Origin of the sequence: Halomonas sp. AOP7-B1-5, assembly GCF_052353045.1 — a bacterium.
GTDB classification, from domain to species: Bacteria; Pseudomonadota; Gammaproteobacteria; order Pseudomonadales; family Halomonadaceae; genus Vreelandella; species Vreelandella colorata.
The window spans coordinates 1-20,424 of record NZ_JBQTDC010000050.1 but is presented as its reverse complement, the minus strand read 5'-3'; the positions used below and the strand labels follow the sequence as shown (position 1 = coordinate 20,424).

General features: G+C 52.4%; 22 protein-coding genes and 1 pseudogene. 22 read left to right on the top strand and 1 reads right to left on the bottom strand.

Annotated elements, in window-relative coordinates:
• From ACT3XD_RS17650 to ACT3XD_RS17555, 20 genes are all read left to right on the top strand, one after another.
• The coding region (locus ACT3XD_RS17650) for an FkbM family methyltransferase (protein WP_444280623.1) at positions 1-527 on the top strand (527 nt) is incomplete at its 5' end.
• Positions 528-531: 4 nt separating this feature from the next.
• Positions 532-1,029, top strand: a complete 498-nt coding sequence (locus tag ACT3XD_RS17645) for an acyltransferase (protein WP_192539529.1) — start codon at positions 532-534, stop codon at positions 1,027-1,029.
• Positions 1,030-1,315: 286 nt separating this feature from the next.
• Complete coding sequence (locus tag ACT3XD_RS17640) at positions 1,316-3,202, top strand: flagellin N-terminal helical domain-containing protein (RefSeq protein WP_192539528.1); 1,887 nt, start codon at positions 1,316-1,318, stop codon at positions 3,200-3,202.
• A 149-nt stretch (positions 3,203-3,351) separates the two neighbouring features.
• Positions 3,352-3,552 (top strand): hypothetical protein, encoded by a 201-nt coding sequence (locus ACT3XD_RS17635; protein ID WP_192539527.1) that lies wholly within the window; start codon positions 3,352-3,354, stop codon positions 3,550-3,552.
• Between the two features lie 151 nt (positions 3,553-3,703).
• On the top strand, positions 3,704-4,381 hold the full coding sequence (locus ACT3XD_RS17630) for a hypothetical protein (protein ID WP_192539526.1): 678 nt from the start codon (positions 3,704-3,706) through the stop codon (positions 4,379-4,381).
• Between the two features lie 255 nt (positions 4,382-4,636).
• Positions 4,637-5,413, top strand: a complete 777-nt coding sequence (locus ACT3XD_RS17625) for an amino acid ABC transporter substrate-binding protein (protein ID WP_192539525.1) — start codon at positions 4,637-4,639, stop codon at positions 5,411-5,413.
• A 65-nt stretch (positions 5,414-5,478) separates the two neighbouring features.
• A complete protein-coding gene (locus ACT3XD_RS17620; RefSeq protein WP_192539524.1) occupies positions 5,479-6,147 on the top strand; it encodes an amino acid ABC transporter permease in 669 nt (222 codons plus the stop codon).
• Positions 6,144-6,899, top strand: a complete 756-nt coding sequence (locus ACT3XD_RS17615) for an amino acid ABC transporter ATP-binding protein (protein ID WP_018918971.1) — start codon at positions 6,144-6,146, stop codon at positions 6,897-6,899. The genes ACT3XD_RS17620 and ACT3XD_RS17615 overlap by 4 nt, the downstream gene beginning before the upstream one ends.
• Positions 6,900-7,164: 265 nt before the next feature.
• Positions 7,165-7,431, top strand: a complete 267-nt coding sequence (gene rpsT, locus ACT3XD_RS17610; RefSeq protein WP_018918970.1) for a 30S ribosomal protein S20 — start codon at positions 7,165-7,167, stop codon at positions 7,429-7,431.
• Between the two features lie 251 nt (positions 7,432-7,682).
• Complete coding sequence (murJ, locus tag ACT3XD_RS17605; protein ID WP_192539523.1) at positions 7,683-9,272, top strand: murein biosynthesis integral membrane protein MurJ; 1,590 nt, start codon at positions 7,683-7,685, stop codon at positions 9,270-9,272.
• A gap of 126 nt (positions 9,273-9,398) precedes the next feature.
• The gene (ribF, locus tag ACT3XD_RS17600; protein WP_192539522.1) at positions 9,399-10,496 is read left to right on the top strand and encodes a bifunctional riboflavin kinase/FAD synthetase; all 1,098 of its coding nucleotides are present in this window, start codon (positions 9,399-9,401) and stop codon (positions 10,494-10,496) included.
• Between the two features lie 7 nt (positions 10,497-10,503).
• Positions 10,504-13,335: an isoleucine--tRNA ligase gene (gene ileS / locus ACT3XD_RS17595; protein ID WP_192539521.1), complete on the top strand. Its 2,832-nt coding sequence runs from the start codon at positions 10,504-10,506 to the stop codon at positions 13,333-13,335.
• Positions 13,328-13,870, top strand: a complete 543-nt coding sequence (lspA, locus tag ACT3XD_RS17590; RefSeq protein ID WP_192539520.1) for a signal peptidase II — start codon at positions 13,328-13,330, stop codon at positions 13,868-13,870. Before ileS ends, lspA begins: the two co-directional genes overlap by 8 nt.
• A 78-nt stretch (positions 13,871-13,948) precedes the next feature.
• Positions 13,949-14,395, top strand: coding sequence for an FKBP-type peptidyl-prolyl cis-trans isomerase (fkpB, locus tag ACT3XD_RS17585; RefSeq protein ID WP_018918965.1), 447 nt, complete (start codon positions 13,949-13,951; stop codon positions 14,393-14,395).
• A gap of 43 nt (positions 14,396-14,438) precedes the next feature.
• Positions 14,439-15,416 (top strand): 4-hydroxy-3-methylbut-2-enyl diphosphate reductase, encoded by a 978-nt coding sequence (gene ispH / locus ACT3XD_RS17580; protein ID WP_192539519.1) that lies wholly within the window; start codon positions 14,439-14,441, stop codon positions 15,414-15,416.
• A 63-nt stretch (positions 15,417-15,479) separates the two neighbouring features.
• On the top strand, positions 15,480-15,878 hold the full coding sequence (locus tag ACT3XD_RS17575) for a type IV pilin protein (protein ID WP_192539518.1): 399 nt from the start codon (positions 15,480-15,482) through the stop codon (positions 15,876-15,878).
• Entirely contained in the window at positions 15,879-16,298 is a 420-nt protein-coding gene (locus ACT3XD_RS17570; RefSeq protein WP_192539517.1) for a type IV pilus modification PilV family protein, read from the top strand.
• Positions 16,298-16,756: a PilW family protein gene (locus ACT3XD_RS17565; protein WP_192539516.1), complete on the top strand. Its 459-nt coding sequence runs from the start codon at positions 16,298-16,300 to the stop codon at positions 16,754-16,756. Before ACT3XD_RS17570 ends, ACT3XD_RS17565 begins: the two co-directional genes overlap by 1 nt.
• On the top strand, positions 16,753-17,274 hold the full coding sequence (locus tag ACT3XD_RS17560) for a pilus assembly PilX family protein (protein ID WP_192539515.1): 522 nt from the start codon (positions 16,753-16,755) through the stop codon (positions 17,272-17,274). Before ACT3XD_RS17565 ends, ACT3XD_RS17560 begins: the two co-directional genes overlap by 4 nt.
• 64 nt (positions 17,275-17,338) lie before the next feature.
• The gene (locus ACT3XD_RS17555) at positions 17,339-18,361 is read left to right on the top strand and encodes a tryptophan--tRNA ligase (RefSeq protein ID WP_192539514.1); all 1,023 of its coding nucleotides are present in this window, start codon (positions 17,339-17,341) and stop codon (positions 18,359-18,361) included.
• Positions 18,362-18,434: 73 nt separating this feature from the next.
• On the opposite strand, the gene ACT3XD_RS17550 is transcribed toward ACT3XD_RS17555, so the two are convergent.
• The gene (locus ACT3XD_RS17550; protein ID WP_192539513.1) at positions 18,435-18,953 is read right to left on the bottom strand and encodes an Hcp family type VI secretion system effector; all 519 of its coding nucleotides are present in this window, start codon (positions 18,951-18,953) and stop codon (positions 18,435-18,437) included.
• Between the two features lie 641 nt (positions 18,954-19,594).
• Here ACT3XD_RS17550 and tssB point away from each other — a divergent pair.
• Both tssB and ACT3XD_RS17540 read left to right on the top strand, forming a co-directional pair.
• A complete protein-coding gene (gene tssB / locus ACT3XD_RS17545) occupies positions 19,595-20,101 on the top strand; it encodes a type VI secretion system contractile sheath small subunit (RefSeq protein WP_192539512.1) in 507 nt (168 codons plus the stop codon).
• 57 nt (positions 20,102-20,158) lie between these two features.
• A pseudogene (locus tag ACT3XD_RS17540) lies at positions 20,159-20,424 on the top strand (type VI secretion system contractile sheath large subunit); the annotation flags it as partial.

Genomic DNA, 20,424 nt, shown 5'->3' with positions numbered 1-20,424 from the left:
CTAAATCGATCGAAGAAATCGATACTGTCCGTCTGGATGATGTCGCTCAAATTCAAAATATCGATTGGTTAAAAATTGATATTCAAGGCGGCGAATTAAATGTTTTCAAAAATGCTGAAAATAAGCTAAAAAATGCATTGGTTATTCAAACTGAAGTAAATTTCATACAGCTTTATGAAAATCAGCCTCTTTTCGCTGAGATTGACCAATGGATGCGCGCAAATGGCTTTATGCTGCACACGCTTTTGGAGCAAAGAAGGCGCCTGTATGCGCCGATGAAAATCAATGGTGGAATTCATCAGGGTATCAATCAATTGACAACTGCGGATGCAGTTTATGTGAAAGATATTAGTGAGATAGCATCAGTTTCTGTAGAGCAGCGTAAGAAAATGGCGTTTATCTTAAGTAAGGCATACGGAAGTTACGATTTAGCCTACCGTTTATTAATGGCTGAAGAAAATTTTGCTAAAAAAGAATTTTTTAAGAAGATGGTCGGTAAAAAAATTAACGCAATTTCAGTGGATTGAATAAATGAAACAGGAAACGCAGTTTCTGACATTACTAAGAACCGCTAGTAAAGCTGACTTGCAGGTACTGGCAAAGCTGTTGAGTCCGTACTTGGCAGAAACTGAACTACGGCAAATGAAAGTGTGGGGAGATCGCAGTCGATTGCATTTAGAAAACATTACGATACCGTTAAATGACCTATTGCTGAATACGCGTTCTGGCCATATTACAATTGAAAAAGACTGCTTCTTTGGCCACCGCTGCATGCTTCTAACCGGTACCCATGATTACCAAAAGATAGGTATGGAAAGGCTGCATGCCGTACCTGCTCATGGAAGGGATATCGTGATTAAGCAAGGGGTTTGGCTTGGATCTGGTGTTACAGTATTGGGCCCAGCGGTTATTGGTGAAAACTCGGTTGTCGCTGCTGGCAGTCTTGTGACTGGAGATGTTCCTCCAAATACGATCGTAGCGGGACGTCCTGCCAAGCCAGTGAAGATGATCGACGATTCAGCTGTTTAGAAAATCACACGATTCGCGCTCGGGTTCTATCCTGGGTTGGTGCCTCTGCACTGCTCCAAGCTAGTCAGATCCTGCATGCTATTCTGCCTTTGCTGGTTGATTTCAGGCTTGGTCAAGATAAAGCAAGCGTTTTATCAGTAGGTATAATGAACTGGCTCCTTGATGGAGCCATTTTTATTATGGTGTTTATATGCATCTGTCAAGAAACCTCTCTGTAATATTTCGTTAAAGGTTTTTCAAGTCAGGCCGATAGCTAAGTCATTATATTTTAAAAACAGGCCCACGAATGGCGTCGATCCATACCAATTTGCCATCTATGAACGGCCAGGCGAACCTGAAGCGTAATCAGTCTGCGCTGGCGACATCCATGGAGCGCCTTTCATCCGGCTTGCGTATCAACGGCGCTAAGGATGATGCCGCAGGCCAGGCAATTGCTAACCGCATGACCAGCCAGATTAGCGGGCGCGGCATGGCGATGCGTAATGCCAACGATGGCATATCGTTGTCGCAAACCGCACAAGGCGTGCTGGAGGCGGTGAACGGTAAGTTGCAGCGTATCCGTGAGCTTACTGTGCAGGGATTGAGTGAAATTTATAACGGCGAAATGGGCGACCGTATCCAGGCGGAGATTAATCTCAACCTGAAGGAAATCGAGCGCTTGAACCAGGTTGCCGAATATAACGGCATTCCGCTTCTGGATGGCACAGCGGGGCATCTTTCCCTGCAAGTAGGCGCCAACGATGGCGAAACCCTGAACGTTAATTTAGGCGCCCCCGGCTTTAGTGTGCAAACACTGGGGCTTAAGGATTTTACCTTTCAGGGCGAACCCGGCACCATCACGCATACTGACACACTGCCGGGCCGCTCGGCGCGTATTCCTATCGACGATGCGGAGTATTCACGCGTTGCTTATGTGCCTGCTGATAACGAACCACATTTAGTGCGCTTCAATAACCGCGATGTTATCCAGCTAGGTGGCGATGGCGGGCAGCTTAAAAATGTATCGATTAGCGCATCACACGATACGGATACCCGCAATAACGACGTAACGATTAATGTTCGAGAGGCAGTGACTGAACGCACATTAGGTGAAGTTATATACTCCCGAAGCGCTGTCGACTTGGACGGCAATAGTTGGCCGTTAGGTAGCGCGGATATCGTACGTTCGGGAGGAGAGTATTGGATAGCGCGTGGGAGCGACTATACGCCCGTTGAACTTATCATGGATAACAGCCAGCGAAGTGTGGTGGCTCAGGTGCTGGAAGACACGCATGTAGCCCCGGCTGATATGCCAGGCCCCATTAGTGAAGTACGTTATATGCCAGCAGTGCAAAAAGGCAGCGCGGACTATAGCCTGACTCTGGATGGTCAGGATGAAAGCAACAGCGGCAGCATCTCTCTAGTACAGTTAAATAGCACTTATTATGTCGAAGAGCAGTTGGCGGGGGGGCAGTATGCGTATTATCCCGCTGATGTGACCAGCCAAACAGGTGGTTCGGAGAGTACGTTCACCGTGGTAAGTGAGCGTACACCAATGGGGGCGGTCACCGACCAGCCTTTTGTTGCTGGGTCATCGTTCGTGCATTTTAAGCCGAGTAATGCCAATGTGCAGGTTAACTATGTCGAGTTAAACGGCACAACGCATCAAAATGTCATGGCAGCTGAGCCTGAAAATGGTTACGTGTTTAATTTAAACGCCTTGTCAAATGGCAGCGGTGCGATGAAAACAGCCAACATCGTGCTGAACCAAAAAGGCGAGCATTTGCTGCAAACCGTTAATGGAAACGGTGACGTAATCCTTTATTACCCAGTGCGTAGTTCACTGAGTACAAACGTGGATAACAACCTGACCACGGTAACAATACGTGAGACAGATGAAGCACGCCGCATCCGCAACCCTGCTGATCCACTGGCGACATTAGACCGAGCAATCGCCCAAGTGGATAACAAGCGCAGCGAGTTTGGCGCTCTGGATAACCGGCTATTAGCCATCATTGAAAATCATGACGAAACCAATCGTCACCTTTCCGCCGCCCGCTCGCGCATTATGGATGCCGACTACGCGGTTGAAGTTGCCAACATGACTAAAGCACAGATTCTGCAGCAGGCAGGCACTTCTGTATTAGCCCAGGCTAACCAGATCCCGCAGAACGTTCTGTCTCTGCTGGGCTAAGCTAGCCCCTGGCGGTGATGAGATAACCATCTTATCAATTGCCTTAATGAACCGGCTCCTTAGGGGGCCGGTTTTTATTTATGCGCTGGTAGCATGCAGGCTGTTTACCAGGCTGAATAAGCGGTTATCAATATTGCTTAGAGGCTATTATGCGGCCCGATGAACATGAACGCGTAGCACTGGAACTGGAAAAAGTAATCCGTGACACGCAAACCACGATTGATCAAGCAGAAGCGCATGGGCTTGATAAAATCATGCACGATGACTACGACCGTCTTCTCGATATCCTCGATAGATCCATCAAACGGCAACGCGAACATACGCTGGCGATGCTAAAAGACGACTCTTAGTTGTTAATTTTCGACACACGTAACTGATATTTTACCTTTCACACTTTCCCTTTCCCCACCTCATTGTACTAATTGATAAGCCTAATAAAATTGCTTTTTTTCTTATCTAGCCAATACTTACCCTCTTATAAAAAGTAGTGGGATTTAAGCAATGAGCGCACATACGCTGGCGTTGACCCTAGCCATCGCGGCAGGTTGGTTAAGCTTTAATACGTTAGTGATCGTTGGCTATTTCTTTGTCTGCAAAAAAGAGGCGTTGGGATTAGCCGCGCCGGATAGCTTTTGGCTAACCGTTGCGGGTAAGCGGAATAAAACGCCAGCAGTCTCGCCACGCGCTAAACCAAGCCCAGCGCCAGTAAAAGAAAGCATGGTAACGGCTGAACCTACGCCCTCTGCCGAGCTAGATAGCGCTCCTCCGCCCACGCTTCCGCCTAGCGCATCGTACTCTCTATTCGTTATTTTTGATCGGCCTGACGTAACACTTAATCAAAAAATCCATGCCCTGCTGCAAGCGTGGGAGGCGCATTATGACGCTACGCTTCAGGTGTATCTCGCATCAGGTGTGACTCCACAAAACCCTATACGGGTAGCCAACGCTTATCCGCCGGGGAGTATGCCAGTCGAAGAAATGTTTTTAGATGAAGCGAACGTATTGGGCGGAGTAAGCCTGATTGTTGAAAAGCCCAAGCGCAAACGCGGCTTCGATAAGGTACAGCTGGGCAAACTGGTCGAATTGAGTGAAGAATTTGCCGCGCTCGGCGGTTCGATACTCGATGAAGAGCGCCAGCCAGCCTCACGTAAAACCTTCAAAAATATCACCGGCAGTTAAAATCCCGTTTATTACCCGCGCTAACGGGTTCATTCATCTGCGTCTACACTTGGCTATCAAGGGCATTATCCCGGCGTGTCGGCAATAGCGTGACACGCTTTTATACAATCTCTAATAACCATGATGCATAAAAACTATTTTTAATATTCTTTTTGTGTTTATGATGCATGCATAGCTGATCCGCTGCTTTTTAGAGCCTGCCCAGCTACCCCTATCAATAGGGCAAATGATCTTTGCCGATGAGGATGCCAACAGATGACTCGAACACGCCGTTTAAACGCATTAGTCGCGGTACTTTCATTAAGTCTGGCCAGCGGTTTTGCTGCTGTGCAGGCCCAGGCCGATACGCTGAAGGTAGGGATGTCCGGTGGTTATTTTCCGTTTACCTTCGTGGAGCGCGATGAACTCAAAGGCTTTGAGGTCGATGTAATGAACGCGGTGGGCGAGATCACCGGCGACGACGTTGAGTTTGTGACGGCGAGCTTCTCTGGGTTAGCCGGCATGTTGGATTCCGGGCGCATCGATACCATTGCCAACCAGATTACTATCACGCCTGAGCGCGAAGCCAAATACGTGTTTACCGCCCCTTATGTGTATGACGGCGCGCAGGTGGTTGTTCGTGCGGGTAACGAGTCTATTGAGGGCGTAGAAGACCTTTCCGGTAAAACGGTGGCGGTTAACCTGGGCTCTAACTATGAGCAGTTGCTGCGCGAGCTGCCCAATGCGGCCGAGATTGATATCCGCACCTACGAGTCAAACGTCGAGCAGGATGTAGCGCTTGGGCGTATCAACGCATTTATTATGGATCGCGTGAGCGCCACCCAGGTGATTAAAGAGCGCGGATTGCCCCTGGCGCTTGCTGGCAAGCCCTTCACTGTAATCGAGAATGCGCTACCGTTTCGTAACAATGAAGAAGGCAATGCTCAGCGTGATCGGGTAGATGCAGCGTTAACAGAGCTGCGTGATAACGGCACGTTACGTGAGATATCGGAAAAGTGGTTTGATGCCGATATCACGCAGCAACCGGAATAAACGCTACCCTGTAGTAACGTCGGCCGTGGGTAATCCACGGCCGTTTGCTTATAAGCGATGCTGACATGCTAAACCTGGAATATATGTGGGGGCTGTTACCGGTCCTTTTAAGCTACTTGCCGCTTACTCTTGAAATGGCGACTATCGCCATGCTGCTGGCGCTGGTACTCGCCTGTTTACTGGCCGTGATCCGTGTTACCCGCGTGCCGCTTTTAAATGGCTTTGCGCTGCTGTTTATCTCGTTTTTTCGAGGCACGCCGCTATTAGTGCAGCTTTTTCTGTTTTATTACGGGTTGCCTCAACTGGTTGAAGCGTTGGTATCGATCAACGGCGTGACGGCTGCCGTCATGGGGCTGACGCTGCACTTTTCTGCGTATATGGCCGAATCGATTCGCGCCGCTATCGTGGGGATTGACCGTAGTCAAACCGAAGCGGCGCTATCTATCGGCATGACTCAGCCACAGCTGATGCGGCGCATTATTCTGCCTCAGGCTACCCGCGTGGCCACGCCAACGTTGATGAACTACTTCATTGATATCATTAAGGCAACGTCGCTGGCCTTTACGCTGGGCGTCACAGAGCTAATGGGGGCAACCCAAAAAGAGGCCGCCAGCAGCTTTTTATACCTGGAAGCCTTTTTGCTCGTGGCGGTTATTTACTGGGTGGTGGTGGAAATGCTCTCGTGGGGCCAACGTCGCTTGGAAATTTATCTGAATAGGGCGTATCAACGATGATCTCGCTTGAAGCCGTCACCAAGCGTTTTGGTAAGCAAAGCGTGTTTGCCGATATCGATTTAACCCTTGAGCGGGGCGAAATCATTGTGATTATCGGCCCTTCAGGCACAGGTAAATCAACCCTTTTACGCTGCATTAATTTTCTGGAGCGCCCGGATTCGGGGCGTATCACCGTTGGTGATTTGCGGGTGGACGTGCAAAAGGCCAGCCGCGCCGACATTTTAAAGCTGCGTAGGCGTACGGCGTTTGTGTTTCAGAACTATGGTCTGTTCGCCAATAAAACGGCGCTTCAGAACATTAGTGAGGGCATGATCGTCGTGGATAAAATGCCCAAGGAAAAAGCCCATGCGCGGGCAAGAGAAATTCTTAAACGTATTGGCCTGGCCGATAAGGCCGATGCTTATCCGGCGGCACTTTCCGGCGGCCAGCAGCAGCGTGTTGGCATTGGCCGGGCGATGGCCGCCAACGCCGATGTGATTTTGTTTGATGAGCCCACCTCTTCATTAGACCCGCAATGGGTGGATGAAGTACTGAGCTTGATGAAGCAGCTTGCCACTGAACAGCAAACCATGATTATCGTCACCCACGAAATGCAGTTTGCCCGTGACGTGGCGGATCGGGTGATTTTTATGGATGAAGGGCAGATCATCGAGCAAGCCCCGCCCGAGGAATTGTTCACCGCGCCTAAAGACCCGCGTACGCAGCATTTTTTACGCAAGATACTTGCCCCGACAGGCCAGCCGCTGCCCTAAAAAGGCTTGAAGGACGTTTTATAATGCGCTAGCAAGGGCGCTTTACGCGTGATAGACTACGCCATCCTCTCAGACAAGACCCGTGGGCGGGCAGCCAGATTGACTGCCGGTCACACACTTTGACTTAGCTTAATTGCTCGTCAAATCAATTGGTTGTTAAGGAAGTCGTGTGGTGGGCACCTTTAATAGTGAGCACATCAGCGGCGCATACATAGTTAATCCGTTGCCGAATTAGCGGCAACCTTTATTCTCCAAGGAGATACCTGTGGCGAACAGCAAGCAAGCACGCAAGCGCGCCCGCCAGGCCGAGACTCGTCGCGTCCTGAAAGCCAGCCAGCGCAGCATGGTCCGCACCTATATCAAGCGTGTGATCAAAGCGATTGGCACTGGCGACCACGCTAAGGCGATGGAAGAGTTCAAGGCAATGCAGCCGGTCGTTGACCGTATCGCTGATAAGGACGTGCTTTCCAAGAAGAAAGCAGCGCGCCTGAAAAGCCGTTTGAACAAGCGTATTAAGGCTCTGGCGGCGTAAGCCGGCAGGCGCCATAAAAAAACCGGCTGCGGCCGGTTTTTTTGTGTCTGATGGTTTTATTCTGGCTTTGTATGAAAAGTCGGTGAGCGAAGATCAGGCAAGGCAAAAATCGGCGAAAAAACGGAGTTTACAGGGTGTAAATGAGTATTTTGAGCCGATTTTTAACGCAGCATGATCGAGCGTAAGCAGTTTTCATACGAAGCCTAGCGCCCCTTGATGGGTATTGGTTGCCAGCGCCCATGGATCAAAAAATGACCCAAAGCACGCCCCCTAACGAAACCTCTACCACGCTTGATGTGCCGCCACGCCGTGGGCTAATGCGCTCAGGGCTGGTGGTGAGTGCCATGACCATGCTTTCGCGCGTATTGGGATTGGTGCGCGATGTGGTGGTCGCGACCCTGCTCGGGGCGGGCGATGGCGCGGACGCGTTTTTTGTGGCTTTCAAGATTCCTAACTTTCTACGCCGTCTGTTTGCCGAAGGCGCCTTTAACCAGGCCTTTGTGCCGGTGCTTTCCGAATACTCGACCCAGCGCAGTAAGCAGGAAATCCGCGAGCTTTTAAACGCAGTGGCGGGTAGTTTAACGGCGTTGCTGGCCCTGATCACTGCCATTGCGATGCTGTGCGCGCCTTGGCTGATCTGGGTATTTGCCCCAGGCTTTGGTAGCGACCCTGACAAGCACGCGCTGACGGCCGATATGCTGCGGCTGACGTTCCCGTATTTGCTGCTTATTTCGCTCACGGCATTTTCAGGCAGCGTACTCAATACCTGGAACCGCTTTGCGGTGCCTGCGTTTACCCCGGTTTTGCTCAATCTTTCACTGATTGGGGCGGCGCTATTTTTAATGCCGCTAATGGAAGAACCCGCCATGGCACTAGCGTGGGGCGTGCTGATTGCCGGGGCTGCCCAGTTGGTTTTCCAGGTGCCGTTTTTAATGCGCTTAGGGCTCATGCCCACGCCCTGGCCAAATTTTGCCCACGACGGCGTTAAGCGTATTTTAAAGCTGATGGCCCCCGCGCTGTTTGGAGTGTCGGTATCGCAAATCAACTTATTGCTGGATACCGTATTGGCTTCGCTGCTTGCCGCGGGTAGCGTCTCCTGGCTTTATTACTCTGATCGCCTGGTCGAGCTGCCGTTGGGTGTGTTTGGCGTGGCGATTGGCACGGTCATTTTGCCTGCGCTTTCCAAGCGCCATGCCTCGCAGTCCAAGGAGCATTTTGCCGCCATGCTCGACTGGGCGATTCGTGTGGTGCTGCTGTTAGGCCTGCCCGCTGCGCTGGCGCTGGCCGTCTTGGCGGAACCTCTGTTGATTACGCTGTTTCACTATGGCGCAATGACCGATAACGATATCCAAATGGCGGCGATGAGCCTGCGCGCCTATGCCTTTGGCCTGGTAGCCTTTATGTTGATCAAGGTATTGGCGCCTGGTTTTTTTGCCCGCCAGGACACCAAAACGCCGGTGAAGGTGGGTATCATCGCCATGGTCGCTAATATGGTGTTCAACCTTATTTTGATCTGGCCGCTGGCCCATGCCGGCCTGGCGTTAGCCACCGCGCTTTCGGCATTTTTGAATGCTGGTCTGCTGGGGTACTTGTTGCACAAGCAGGGTGTGTTGGTGTTTCAGCCGGGCTGGGGGCGTTATGCGGTGCAGCTGCTGGGGGGCAGCGCGTTAATGGCGGTCGCCCTCTATGTAGTGTCGCCTGGGTGGCAGGAATGGCTTGGGTTTAGCCTGTGGCAGCGGGTTGCCTGGGTGAGTGGCCTGGTCGGATTGGGCGGTTCGCTTTACTTTGTCTGGCTGGCGGCGTTTGGTTTGCGGCCGCGGCATTTTAAGATGCAAAGCTAAATCGATACGTTGAAACGTAGAGAGTTAGACATATATTAGCGTAGGTTCGCTATAATCAGAGGTTTTTATGCCTCGCCTAAGCCTGATAAGGCCTGGGAGCGGCAAATTATTAACGGCTGAGGTGCCATGCGCGTCATTCGAGGACTGCACAATCTGGCGGCGGCACAACGTGGCTGCGTCGCTACCATTGGTAATTTTGACGGCGTGCATCGTGGCCATCAGGCGATTTTGCAGCAGTGCCGTGAACATGCCGCCCGCCTGAACGTGCCGTTAACGGTGGTCGTGTTTGAGCCCCAGCCGCGTGAGTATTTTGCCGGCGACCAGGCCCCGCCACGCTTGACGCGCCTGCGTGAAAAGGTGCGTCTATTAGGCCAGTACGGCGCTGAGCAGGTATTGTGCCTGCCTTTCAATAACGCGCTTAGAAGTCTGACCGGGCGTGAATTTATTGATCAGGTGTTGATCAAAGGGCTGAATGTTAAGCATCTGGTGGTCGGCGATGACTTTCGTTTTGGCTGCGACCGGCAGGGCGATTTCGCGCTGTTGGCGGCGGTAGGCGAAGAGCGCGGCTTTGGAGTGGAGCATACCCGAACCTTTACGGTCGAGAATGAGCGTGTTTCAAGCTCCCGGGTGCGTACCTTGCTTGCCAGCGGTAACTTCGCCGTGGCGGCAAGCCTGCTGGGCCGGGCTTACTCGCTTGAAGGGCGTGTGGTGCGTGACCAGCAGCTGGGCCGCACTATCGGCGTACCCACGGCGAATCTGCCCTTGTTGCCTCAGCCATTAACCCTGCGCGGCGTCTATGCCGTTGGGGTGACGCTTGAAAACGGCCAGCGCCATTATGGGGTCGCCAACGTAGGTTTTCGGCCTACGGTGGGTTCCAAACGGCCCACCCTGGAAGTGCACCTGTTTGATTTTGATGGTGACCTCTACGACAAGCGCATGACGGTATTTCCCTGTGCGCGGCTTCGTGGGGAAGTGAAATTCGACAACTTTGATGCGCTAAAAGCGCAAATTGAGCGCGATCAGGGTCAAGCGCATCGCTACTTTGCGACGGCAGTCACTGACCGTACTACCGCGCTACCGCTGGCCTCGGCCCCGCTTGGGCGTGAGGCCATGATTTCAAATACAGTGGTTTCCAATACAACGGTTTCCAAGACAACGGCTTCCAAGACAAATTCTTCTGATCCTTCTTCGGCGGATGACGCTGCCGATACTAACAACGGCTGACCGAACCATGGACTATAAGCACACGCTAAACTTGCCTGAAACCGACTTTCCCATGCGTGGCATGCTGCCCAAGCAGGAGCCGGGGCGTGTTTCACGCTGGCAGGATATGAATCTGTACCAGCGCCTGCGCGAAGCGCGTGCAGGTGCACCGCTGTTTGTACTGCACGATGGCCCTCCCTACGCCAACGGCAGTATCCATATTGGTCACGCCGTTAATAAGATTTTAAAAGATATTATCGTCAAGTCGAAAAACCTGGCGGGCTTTGACGCCCCTTACGTGCCGGGCTGGGACTGTCATGGTCTGCCGATTGAGCACAAGGTAGAAACCACGCACGGCAAACACCTGGCGCCTGAAAAAGCCCGTGAGCTGTGCCGTGAATACGCCGGTGCCCAGGTCGAAACGCAGCTGGCTGACTTCGTGCGCCTGGGGATCATTGGCGACTGGAATCATCCTTACCGCACCATGGACTACGCCAATGAGGCGGGCGAGATTCGCGCGCTGGCCGACATGGTTGAAGCGGGTTACGTCTTCAAAGGCCTGAAGCCGGTCAACTGGTGCTTTGACTGCGGCTCGGCCCTGGCGGAGGCGGAAGTCGAGTATCAGGACAAGAAGTCAGATGCGATCGATGTTGCCTTCCCGGTGGAAGATGCCGACAAGCTTGCCGCTGCGTTTGGCCTGAGCGAGCTGCCCAAGCCGGCGGCAGTCGTGATCTGGACCACCACGCCTTGGACGATTCCTGCCAACCAGGCGCTCAACGTTCACCCCGAATTTACCTACGCGCTGGTGGATACCGGCGAGCGCCTGCTGCTGCTTGCCGAAGAGCTGGTGGAAAGCTGCCTTGAGCGCTTTGGTTTACAAGGTGAGGTCATTGCCACCACTCAAGGCGAGAAGCTTGACCTGATCAACTTCCGCCATCCGTTCTATGATCGCCTGTCACCTGTTTACCTGGCTGATTATGTCGAATCGGAAGTGGGCAGTACCGGTATCGTGCACTCGGCGCCGTCTTACGGCCTGGATGACTTCAATACCTGCCGCGCCCACGACATGAGCTTTGACGACATGCTCAACCCGGTACAGGGCAGCGGCGTGTACGTTGATGATCTGCCGTTCTTTGGCGGCCAGATGATCTGGAAAGCCAACCCCAACATCGTCGCCAAGCTTGAAGAAGTGGGTGCGCTGATGGCCCATAAGCCCATTGTGCACAGCTACATGCACTGCTGGCGCCACAAAACGCCGGTCATCTACCGCGCGACGGCCCAGTGGTTCGTGGGCATGGATATTCAAGGGAAAGACGGTAAAACCCTGCGTGAGCGTGCGCTGGAAGGTATCGAAGCAACTCAGTTCACCCCCGCCTGGGGCCAGGCGCGTCTGCACAGCATGATCGCCAACCGCCCGGACTGGTGCATTTCGCGCCAGCGTAACTGGGGCGTGCCGATTCCGTTCTTCCTGCATAAACAAACTGGCGAGCTGCATCCGCGCACCATCGAGCTGATGGAAGAAGTCGCCAAGCGCGTGCAGGAGCAGGGCATCGATGCCTGGTTCAGCCTGGATGCCGCCGAGCTGCTGGGTGCTGAAGCCGCCGAGTACGACAAGATCACTGACACGCTGGATGTCTGGTTTGACTCAGGCACCACGCACCGCCATGTGCTGCGCGGCTCTCACCCCCATGGCCATGAAAGCGGCCCGCGGGCTGATCTGTATCTGGAAGGTTCTGACCAGCACCGCGGCTGGTTCCACTCGTCGCTGCTGACCGGCTCGGCAATCGACGGCCATGCACCGTATCGTCAGCTGCTGACCCACGGTTTTACTGTCGACTCGCAAGGCCGTAAGCAGTCCAAGTCGCTGGGCAACGTTGTTGCGCCGCAGTCGGTGATGGACAAGCTGGGCGCGGATATTCTGCGTCTGTGGGTGGCCTCGACCGATTACTCCAATGAAATGGCCGTGTCGGATGAGATCCTCAAGCGTACAGCGGACGTGTATCGGCGTATTCGCAACACGTCGCGCTTTCTGCTGGGTAACCTGACCGGTTTTGACCCAGCGCGCGATATGGTGGCCTTTGACGATATGATCGCTCTGGATCGCTGGGTCGTCGATCGTGCATTGCAGCTGCAGGAGCGCATTCAGAAAGCGTATGAAGAGTACCGCTTCCTGGACGTGTACCAGCAGGTGCACACTTTCTGTTCGCGCGATTTGGGCGGTTTTTACCTAGATATCATCAAGGATCGTCAGTACACCACTCAGCCCGATTCGCTGGCACGACGCAGCTGTCAGAGTGCGCTTTATCACGTCATCGAGGCGTTATCTCGCTGGGTTGCACCGATCCTCTCCTTCACCGCCGAAGAGATCTACGAGCATATCCCAGGCAAGCGTGGCGATAGCGTACTGCTGGAAACCTACTATACCGGCCTGACTCCCCTTGATGCCGACGCCGAGATGGGCCGCGAGTACTGGGAAGCTGTGCTTGAGGTCAAACAGGCGGTGAATAAGCGCTTGGAAGAAGCGCGCAGCGAGGGCGCCATCAAAGGCTCGCTGGATAGCGAAGTTACCCTGTATGTCAGCGATGAACTCAATGTATTGCTGTCACGCCTGGGCGATGAGCTGCGCTTTGTGCTGATTACTTCGGAAGCGACCCTCAAGCCGCTTGCGGATGCCGATGCATCCGCCTATAGCGAGCTTGACGGGCTCAAGGTAGCAGTTGTGGCCAGCACGTTTGATAAGTGCGAACGTAGCTGGGAGCGTCGCCCAGACGTGGGTACGCATCCTGAACACCCCACGCTCTGTGAGCGCTCGATCCTTAACCTGCCGGATGGCCCGGGTGAGGTGCGTCGCTATGCCTAAGCCTGAACCTGTCGCCTCCACAAGCACTCGGCCGCCCATGCGGCAGCCGTTGCGCTGGTTGTGGCTGGCCGTCGCTGTGATTGTGCTGGATCTGGCCACCAAGGCGATTGCCAGCAGTCAGCTGGGGTATCTGCAGCCGGTGGAAGTGCTGCCGTTTTTCAATCTGACGTTAATACATAACACCGGGGCGGCGTTCAGCTTTCTAGGCACTCACCCGGGCTGGCAGCGTTGGTTTTTCGCCATTATTGCCATAGGGGCAAGCGTGGGCCTGACCATCTGGCTTTCACGGGTCAGGGCGGATGAAAAGCTGCTGGCCATTTCACTGCCGCTGATCATTGGTGGGGCGCTGGGTAATCTGTATGACCGTCTGGTGCATGGCTACGTGGTCGACTTTCTATCGTTTCATGTGGCCGGCTGGTACTACCCAGCGTTCAACGTGGCGGATATTGGTATTGTCTTAGGCGCCATCGGATTAATCTGGGAATCAGTTATGGGTGAGCGACGTCGTAAGAAAGCTCATCGGACTGTGACCTGATCGAAGAGTGGTTTAATCAACCCGCGGTCTCACCCACGAGGTCTACGGCCGCGGTGTCACCCAATAGCGAGCAGAGTAATGAGCGATTACCTAATTGACGACGGGATGGAAGTGACGCTGCACTTCACCTTAAAGCTTGAAGATGGCACGGTGGTGGATTCAACCAAAGAGAAGGCACCGGCTGTCTGCCAGTTCGGCGATGGCAATCTGCCGCCAGGCTTTGAGCATCCCATTAAAGGCATGGCCGCGGGCCAAAGCGGGACGTTTCAAATAACCCCTGAGCATGCGTTTGGTCAGCACAATCCACAGAATATTCAGACGCTGAAGCGGGCCGATTTCGGTGATGAAGAGCCTGAACTGGGGATGGTCATGTCGTTTGCCGATAAAGCGGGAACGGAATTGCCTGGTGTGGTCAAAACCATTGAAGGTGATCGCGTAGAGGTGGACTTTAACCATCCGCTGGCAGGGCGTACATTAACGTTTGAAGTCGAGATTCTCGACGTTAAGCCCGTCACTACGCACTAGTTTATTATTCACTAGCGATGCGTTTACGCATCAAGGCGCTATTATGCAATCGACGCAAGCACAGCCCATACAGATCAAATTGGCCAATCCGCGTGGTTTTTGTGCCGGCGTGGATCGCGCTATCGATATCGTCAATCGAGCCCTCGACGTGTTTGGCCCGCCCATTTATGTCCGTCATGAAGTGGTGCATAACCGCTTTGTGGTGGAAACCCTGCGCGAGCGTGGGGCTGTCTTCGTGGAAGAACTCGACGAAGTGCCGGATGACGTGATCGTGATTTTTTCGGCCCACGGTGTTTCTCAGGCTGTTCAAACCGATGCCGACCGGCGTGGGCTGAAAGTATTTGATGCTACCTGCCCGTTAGTTACAAAGGTGCATTTGGAAGTGCTGCGCTACGCCAAGCGTGGCCATGAGTGCGTGCTGATCGGGCATGCGGGCCATCCGGAAGTAGAAGGCACCATGGGACGTTACGATACGGCTCACGGCGGGCATATCTATTTGGTGGAAGATGAACAGGACGTTGCCAATCTGGTCGTCAACGACCCTTCCAAGCTGGCCTTCGTGACGCAAACGACGCTTTCGATGGACGATACGGCCAAGGTCATCGACGCTTTGCGCGACAAGTTTCCCGAGATCAGCGGTCCGCGTAAGGACGATATTTGCTACGCCACGCAAAACCGCCAGGATGCAGTGCGCGAGCTTGCCGCCGACAGTGACTTGGTACTCGTTGTAGGAAGTCCCAATAGCTCAAACTCCAACCGCCTACGTGAGCTTTCCGAGCGCATGGGGACTCCAGCATATCTGATCGATAATGCCGATCAGATTGATGCCGCCTGGCTTGAAAGCGTTGGTCGTATCGGCGTTACAGCTGGCGCAAGCGCTCCGGAAGTGCTGGTCAAAGGGGTTATCGCCAAGCTGCAATCCCTAGGCGCTGCCATGCCTGAAGAGCTGCTTGGCCGGGAAGAGAATATTACGTTCTCCATGCCTAAAGAGCTTCGTGAGCAGGTAATCGTCAGCAGCTAATGCACTGCGCATCGGTTTCCGACATACTGAAAGTGTATGCGGTGGCCTGAGCAGGAGCATTATTTGACGTTTTATCTCTATGCTTTACGCGCTGGTGGCAAGCCAAAGTGCCAGCGCGGTTTTACGCTTATTGAGCTTGTGGTGGTAATGGGCATTATCAGCCTCATTGCGGCCATGGCCTATCCTATCTATACCCGTCACCTCCAAGCCTCCCTGCGTACCGATGCGCATGCGGGGTTGATGCAGGCAGCCGCTGAGCTGGAACGCTGCAACTCCCGCACATATACCTATCATGAATGTGACATTCCCTCTCAATCTCCCGGCAAGCACTATACTCTGGCACTTTCAGCGGAGGCGGAGGATGGCTATCTGCTAAGCGCTTCTACGCTTCAAGACGATGGTTGCGAAACGGCTATTACGCTCAATAGCCGAGGAGAACGTTTACCCAAGGATTGCTGGTAAATGCAGCGCGAACGCGGGTTTACGCTGGTTGAGGCACTGATTGCCTTGGCGCTTTTAGCGTTTGGGCTTATGGGGATTGCGGCAATGCAATTAACCTCGCTGCAAAGTGCCTCGACCGGCTATCAATATTCGGCCGCGAGCCTGGCAGCTGTCGATATTCAGGAAAGCGCCTGGGGACGGCTTGCAACGACACAGAATTGCCGCCGCATTGATCTTGCTAGCCTGAGAAGCGCTTGGCGAGCCCAGTGGTTTGAAGGCCTGAATGCGCCGCTTGAAGGTTCCACAGGTGACGTTGAGCGCACCGTGGTTGATGGAAGCTGTCACTTTGCCGTCTCCATTGTGGTTAACGCCTGGCCTTCACAAGAGGCGCAAGAGCCCCTTGATTACGTATTTACACTACCGTTAAGTGAGGGGGCGTAGTGGTCTATAAACGCCAAGCGGGCTTTACGCTAGTTGAGGTCATGGTCGCCATGGTCATCGGGGCGATTATTATTCTAGGCGCTGGGCAGCTTTTATTAACCACGGTGACCACCTTTACTCGTGTGGAGACGATCAGTCGTCAACAGGAAGCCGTTATCTTTGCTGCCGAGGCACTAACGCGAGACGTTCGTCACGGAGCAGGAAGCCGCTATGAGATTAGCCAATCGTTAGTTAACGATAACACCTGTGCGCTACGCCGAAATGGCCAGCCATTGATTGAGGGACTTTATAAAGGCAGCCGTGATTGCCATGCCGTTAATCTTTTTGAACAAGATGTTCAGGGCGTAGCGGGGTTGTACCGTATAACCTTGCGGTTTGCAGATTCAGAACAAGCACCCTTTATATGGCACGTAATGCAGCGAAGCCAGGTAATTAACCCAGCCGACATTAGCCTATGAAGCACCAACAAGGGGCTGCATTAGTCGTCGTAATGGCGATGCTTTCCGCGGCACTGTTACTCGGTGTCGCCAGCATGCAGTCAGCACTCATTGATGAGCGTTTGGCAGGTAATTTTCGTGCCTCAGTGCAGGCACAAATGGTCGATGAAGGCCTGCTGACTTCCTTGGCGGATAGTCAGCATGTAGACAAACGGGACGCTTTCTTAAACAGTATAACAACAGGCGCCCAAGCGCTGGGAACCGGCGAGATATATCGACTCCAGCCAGAAGAACAAGATGTGTTATTAGATAGGGGCGTGTTTAAGACATTTCTCAGCCATTTAGCGGTGGGTGGTGATACCGCCAAACATGACCTGCTGGCCGAAGATATCGCAATCGATATTAAAAAACTCAGCAATGATCGAGTGAGTATTACCGCCAGGCGCCGCGGGCAAGCGCCTTATGACTCAAGCGTCACGCAGCTTAGGTTTCATAAGACTGACGCTGAACCTCAATGGCAGTTGGCGGGCTTACGCTAATGCTATTCGCCACGCGTAAATCAGCGCGTTATGATAGGGCTATTTGCCCAAGAGCTTAAACACCATGAGTCAAACTGCCAAAACCCGTGTCCTAACCGGTATTACAACCTCCGGTACACCGCACTTAGGCAACTACGTTGGTGCGATTAAACCGGCTATCGAAGCAAGCCAGGACCCCAACGTGCAGTCGTTTTATTTTCTGGCGGATTATCACGCCCTGATTAAATGCCAGGACCCGAAACGCGTACAAGAGTCACGCCTGGAAATTGCCGCGACCTGGCTGGCGCTTGGGCTGGATACTGACAACGCAATCTTTTACCGCCAGTCTGACTTGATTGAAGTTCAAGAGCTCTCCTGGATGCTTTCCTGTGTCTGCGCCAAGGGGCTAATGAACCGTGCCCATGCCTATAAGGCCGCCGTGGCTGAGAACGAGGAGGCGGGCGACCAGGATGCTGATAAAGGCGTCACCATGGGCCTGTTTGGCTACCCGGTATTGATGGCTGCCGATATTTTGATGTTCAACGCCAACAAGGTGCCGGTAGGGCGCGACCAGATTCAGCACATCGAAATGGCGCGTGATATGGCTGGGCGGTTCAACCACCTTTATAAAGGGCAGTACTTTACGCTACCCGAAGCTGTGGTAAGTGAGACAGGCGAGGTGTTGAAGGGGCTGGATGGACGCAAGATGTCCAAAAGCTATAACAATACGATCCCGCTGTTTTCGCCTGAAAAAAAGCTTCAAAAGCTAGTGCGTAAAATCAAGACCAACTCGCTTGAGCCCGGCGAACCTAAAGATCCGGAGACCTGCACGCTGTTCCAGATTTATTCAGCGTTTGCCAATGAAAGCGAAACGGCCGCCCTGCGCGAACAGTATGCCGCGGGTATTGGCTGGGGGGATGCCAAAAATCAGGTGTTTGAATATCTCAATGCACACCTGGCTGAGCCACGCGAGCGCTATGCGGCGCTGATGGAAGACCCCGCTTATATCGAAAGTGTCTTGCAAAAAGGTGCTTTGCGCGCGCGCGAAGAAGCGGCCATGACTATGGATAAGCTGCGCAGCGCCGTAGGCCTTGGGCGCTTTGTCTAGATAGCCTTGTACTGACCAAGAAAAACCCCTTCCAACTGGAAGGGGTTTTTTAATGCGAGCGTCATACAAAGGCTTAGCCTTCGATCGGTGCGCGCCAATCGTCAGAGCCAGAGGTGCCCGCGACGGTGTGTTCCCAATCAATCTTACGGTAGGCCAGAGAAACATCCATCAGCTGAGTGAATTCTGACTTGTTGATATCCTGGGCGTGCGGCATGCGCAGGTTGATATCAACAATCGTGGCATCCGTCAGTGTCGTGGTAAAGAAGTGCTCTTGTTTACCTTCCACAGAGGTGCGGTACCACTTTAATGCAACGTTCGGCAGCATTTCGCCTGACGCGAGTGCGTTGTACATCAGCGGAACGGATTTATTCAGTGCCACCGTAAACACAAATGGCTTGTGCGCACGCTGACCAGACGGCTGACCGGACTGTGGGTCAGTCGGTACGGTTACAATATGCTTGAATTCTTGAACCAGCATTTCATCTTCATGACCTTCGACGTAAATATTGCCGACAGAATCAGGAGTGAAGGCACCTGAGGTGATGTTACCCTGAGTCTGGCCTTCGATGCTGATATAACATGGTGTTGGCATGGTCTGCTCCTTGACGTTAATAGTGATGAATGTCGATAAGACGTCAAGTAAAGGGCATTTAGCATGCCATTGAGATTGATTTATAATAATTTCAAAAGCTTATATTATACTTTGGGTTTTTGTTAATTATAATTAGGCAATGGCTTGCCAAATGTTGAGCAAGTTATTGCTAGCTTGGCAAATAATTGCTTGCCCATACCGCTAAGCTATAATTTTTCTTTTTAATGTAACGGTTTGTGTTTGAAAATTTTAGAAAAGTAACTTAAATATGCTGTTAATAACGGTTTAGAACGCACATAAAGTTAACTTATGCTCTCTTGAGGCAGTTAAACCATTTAATTTTTTGGCTAGCTTTGTGCGTGATTTCGGTCTTTTTCCTTAAGACATTCGCTATAGTTTTTGTAAGATATTTCTTACAAAATAAAATTTGCTTTTTTGTTTTTGCTAAAAGTGTGCCGAATATCCCTTAAAGTCTTCTAAATGCTGGCTAAGTTAGTATTTTTGTTCTGCGCTGACAAGGCGATTTGCTTGCTAGCCAGTTTGTTTCAACTAGCCACATCCCTTCCTCTCCATTAGTTTTCTTCCTTTCGATCTTGATAACCATTTCTAATTGAATTGCTCTATTTATTAAAGGTGACACTATGGCAAAACAAGGGACGGTCGCGCCAAAAGAGCGCATTAATATTAAGTACGTGCCCGCTACAGGTGATCAGCAGGCCGAAACAGAGCTTCCTCTTAAACTGTTAGTTGTGGGCGATTTCAAAGGCGGCGAAGAGGATGCGCCTATTGAAGAGCGTCAAGCAGTCTCGATAGACAAGAATAATTTCCAATCGGTAATGCGCGAGGCGAATTTAGGGTTACAGGCTTCTGTGCCTAACCGCCTGGAAGAAAGCAATGAGCCAAATGATATGGCCGTTAATCTGGAATTTAAATCGCTTTCTGACTTCTCTCCAGATGCCATTGCAAAGCAGGTGCCGGAGCTGCGCAAGTTAGTGGAGCTGCGTGAGGCGCTGGTGGCGCTAAAAGGGCCGTTAGGTAACGTTCCGGCGTTTCGTGATCGTCTACAGAAGCTTTTAGAGAATGATGAAGCACGCCAGCAACTGCTGAATGAGTTGGAGCTGATTGAAGCTGATAATAAAAGTGACTGATGTCACTGATTATTAAAGTGCTTTTTCATTCCTGGATAACGAACGTGGGACAACGCAATGAGTAAAACGGCCAAGCAAACAGCGGCAGCAGTTGAAACAGAAGCGGAAGTATCACTACTTGATCAAGTGATGGCGCAAACACGGATGGCGCCCGCCGATGAAGGTTACGATGTGGCAAAGCAGGGAGTCGCTGCATTTATCGCTGAATTACTCAATAGTGATACAGCGGCGCCTAATGTTAATAAAGGTCTGGTCGACAGCATGATTGTCGAGTTGGATCGTAAAATCAGTCATCAAGTTGATGAAATACTCCATGAAGATAG

What these genes read in the sequence shown, in the direction of transcription:
- ACT3XD_RS17625 (WP_192539525.1), top strand. Translation starts at nt 4,637, where the DNA reads ATGACTCGAACACGCCGTTTAAACGCATTAGTCGCGGTACTTTCATTA.
- ACT3XD_RS17620 (WP_192539524.1), top strand. Translation starts at nt 5,479, where the DNA reads ATGCTAAACCTGGAATATATGTGGGGGCTGTTACCGGTCCTTTTAAGC.
- murJ (WP_192539523.1), top strand. Translation starts at nt 7,683, where the DNA reads ATGACCCAAAGCACGCCCCCTAACGAAACCTCTACCACGCTTGATGTG.
- ACT3XD_RS17615 (WP_018918971.1), top strand. Translation starts at nt 6,144, where the DNA reads ATGATCTCGCTTGAAGCCGTCACCAAGCGTTTTGGTAAGCAAAGCGTG.
- ACT3XD_RS17555 (WP_192539514.1), top strand. Translation starts at nt 17,339, where the DNA reads ATGAGTCAAACTGCCAAAACCCGTGTCCTAACCGGTATTACAACCTCC.
- ACT3XD_RS17570 (WP_192539517.1), top strand. Translation starts at nt 15,879, where the DNA reads ATGCAGCGCGAACGCGGGTTTACGCTGGTTGAGGCACTGATTGCCTTG.
- ACT3XD_RS17635 (WP_192539527.1), top strand. Translation starts at nt 3,352, where the DNA reads ATGCGGCCCGATGAACATGAACGCGTAGCACTGGAACTGGAAAAAGTA.
- fkpB (WP_018918965.1), top strand. Translation starts at nt 13,949, where the DNA reads ATGAGCGATTACCTAATTGACGACGGGATGGAAGTGACGCTGCACTTC.
- tssB (WP_192539512.1), top strand. Translation starts at nt 19,595, where the DNA reads ATGGCAAAACAAGGGACGGTCGCGCCAAAAGAGCGCATTAATATTAAG.
- ACT3XD_RS17630 (WP_192539526.1), top strand. Translation starts at nt 3,704, where the DNA reads ATGAGCGCACATACGCTGGCGTTGACCCTAGCCATCGCGGCAGGTTGG.
- ACT3XD_RS17550 (WP_192539513.1), bottom strand. Translation starts at nt 18,953, where the DNA reads ATGCCAACACCATGTTATATCAGCATCGAAGGCCAGACTCAGGGTAAC.
- ribF (WP_192539522.1), top strand. Translation starts at nt 9,399, where the DNA reads ATGCGCGTCATTCGAGGACTGCACAATCTGGCGGCGGCACAACGTGGC.
- ileS (WP_192539521.1), top strand. Translation starts at nt 10,504, where the DNA reads ATGGACTATAAGCACACGCTAAACTTGCCTGAAACCGACTTTCCCATG.
- ACT3XD_RS17640 (WP_192539528.1), top strand. Translation starts at nt 1,316, where the DNA reads ATGGCGTCGATCCATACCAATTTGCCATCTATGAACGGCCAGGCGAAC.
- ispH (WP_192539519.1), top strand. Translation starts at nt 14,439, where the DNA reads ATGCAATCGACGCAAGCACAGCCCATACAGATCAAATTGGCCAATCCG.
- ACT3XD_RS17645 (WP_192539529.1), top strand. Translation starts at nt 532, where the DNA reads ATGAAACAGGAAACGCAGTTTCTGACATTACTAAGAACCGCTAGTAAA.
- ACT3XD_RS17560 (WP_192539515.1), top strand. Translation starts at nt 16,753, where the DNA reads ATGAAGCACCAACAAGGGGCTGCATTAGTCGTCGTAATGGCGATGCTT.
- lspA (WP_192539520.1), top strand. Translation starts at nt 13,328, where the DNA reads ATGCCTAAGCCTGAACCTGTCGCCTCCACAAGCACTCGGCCGCCCATG.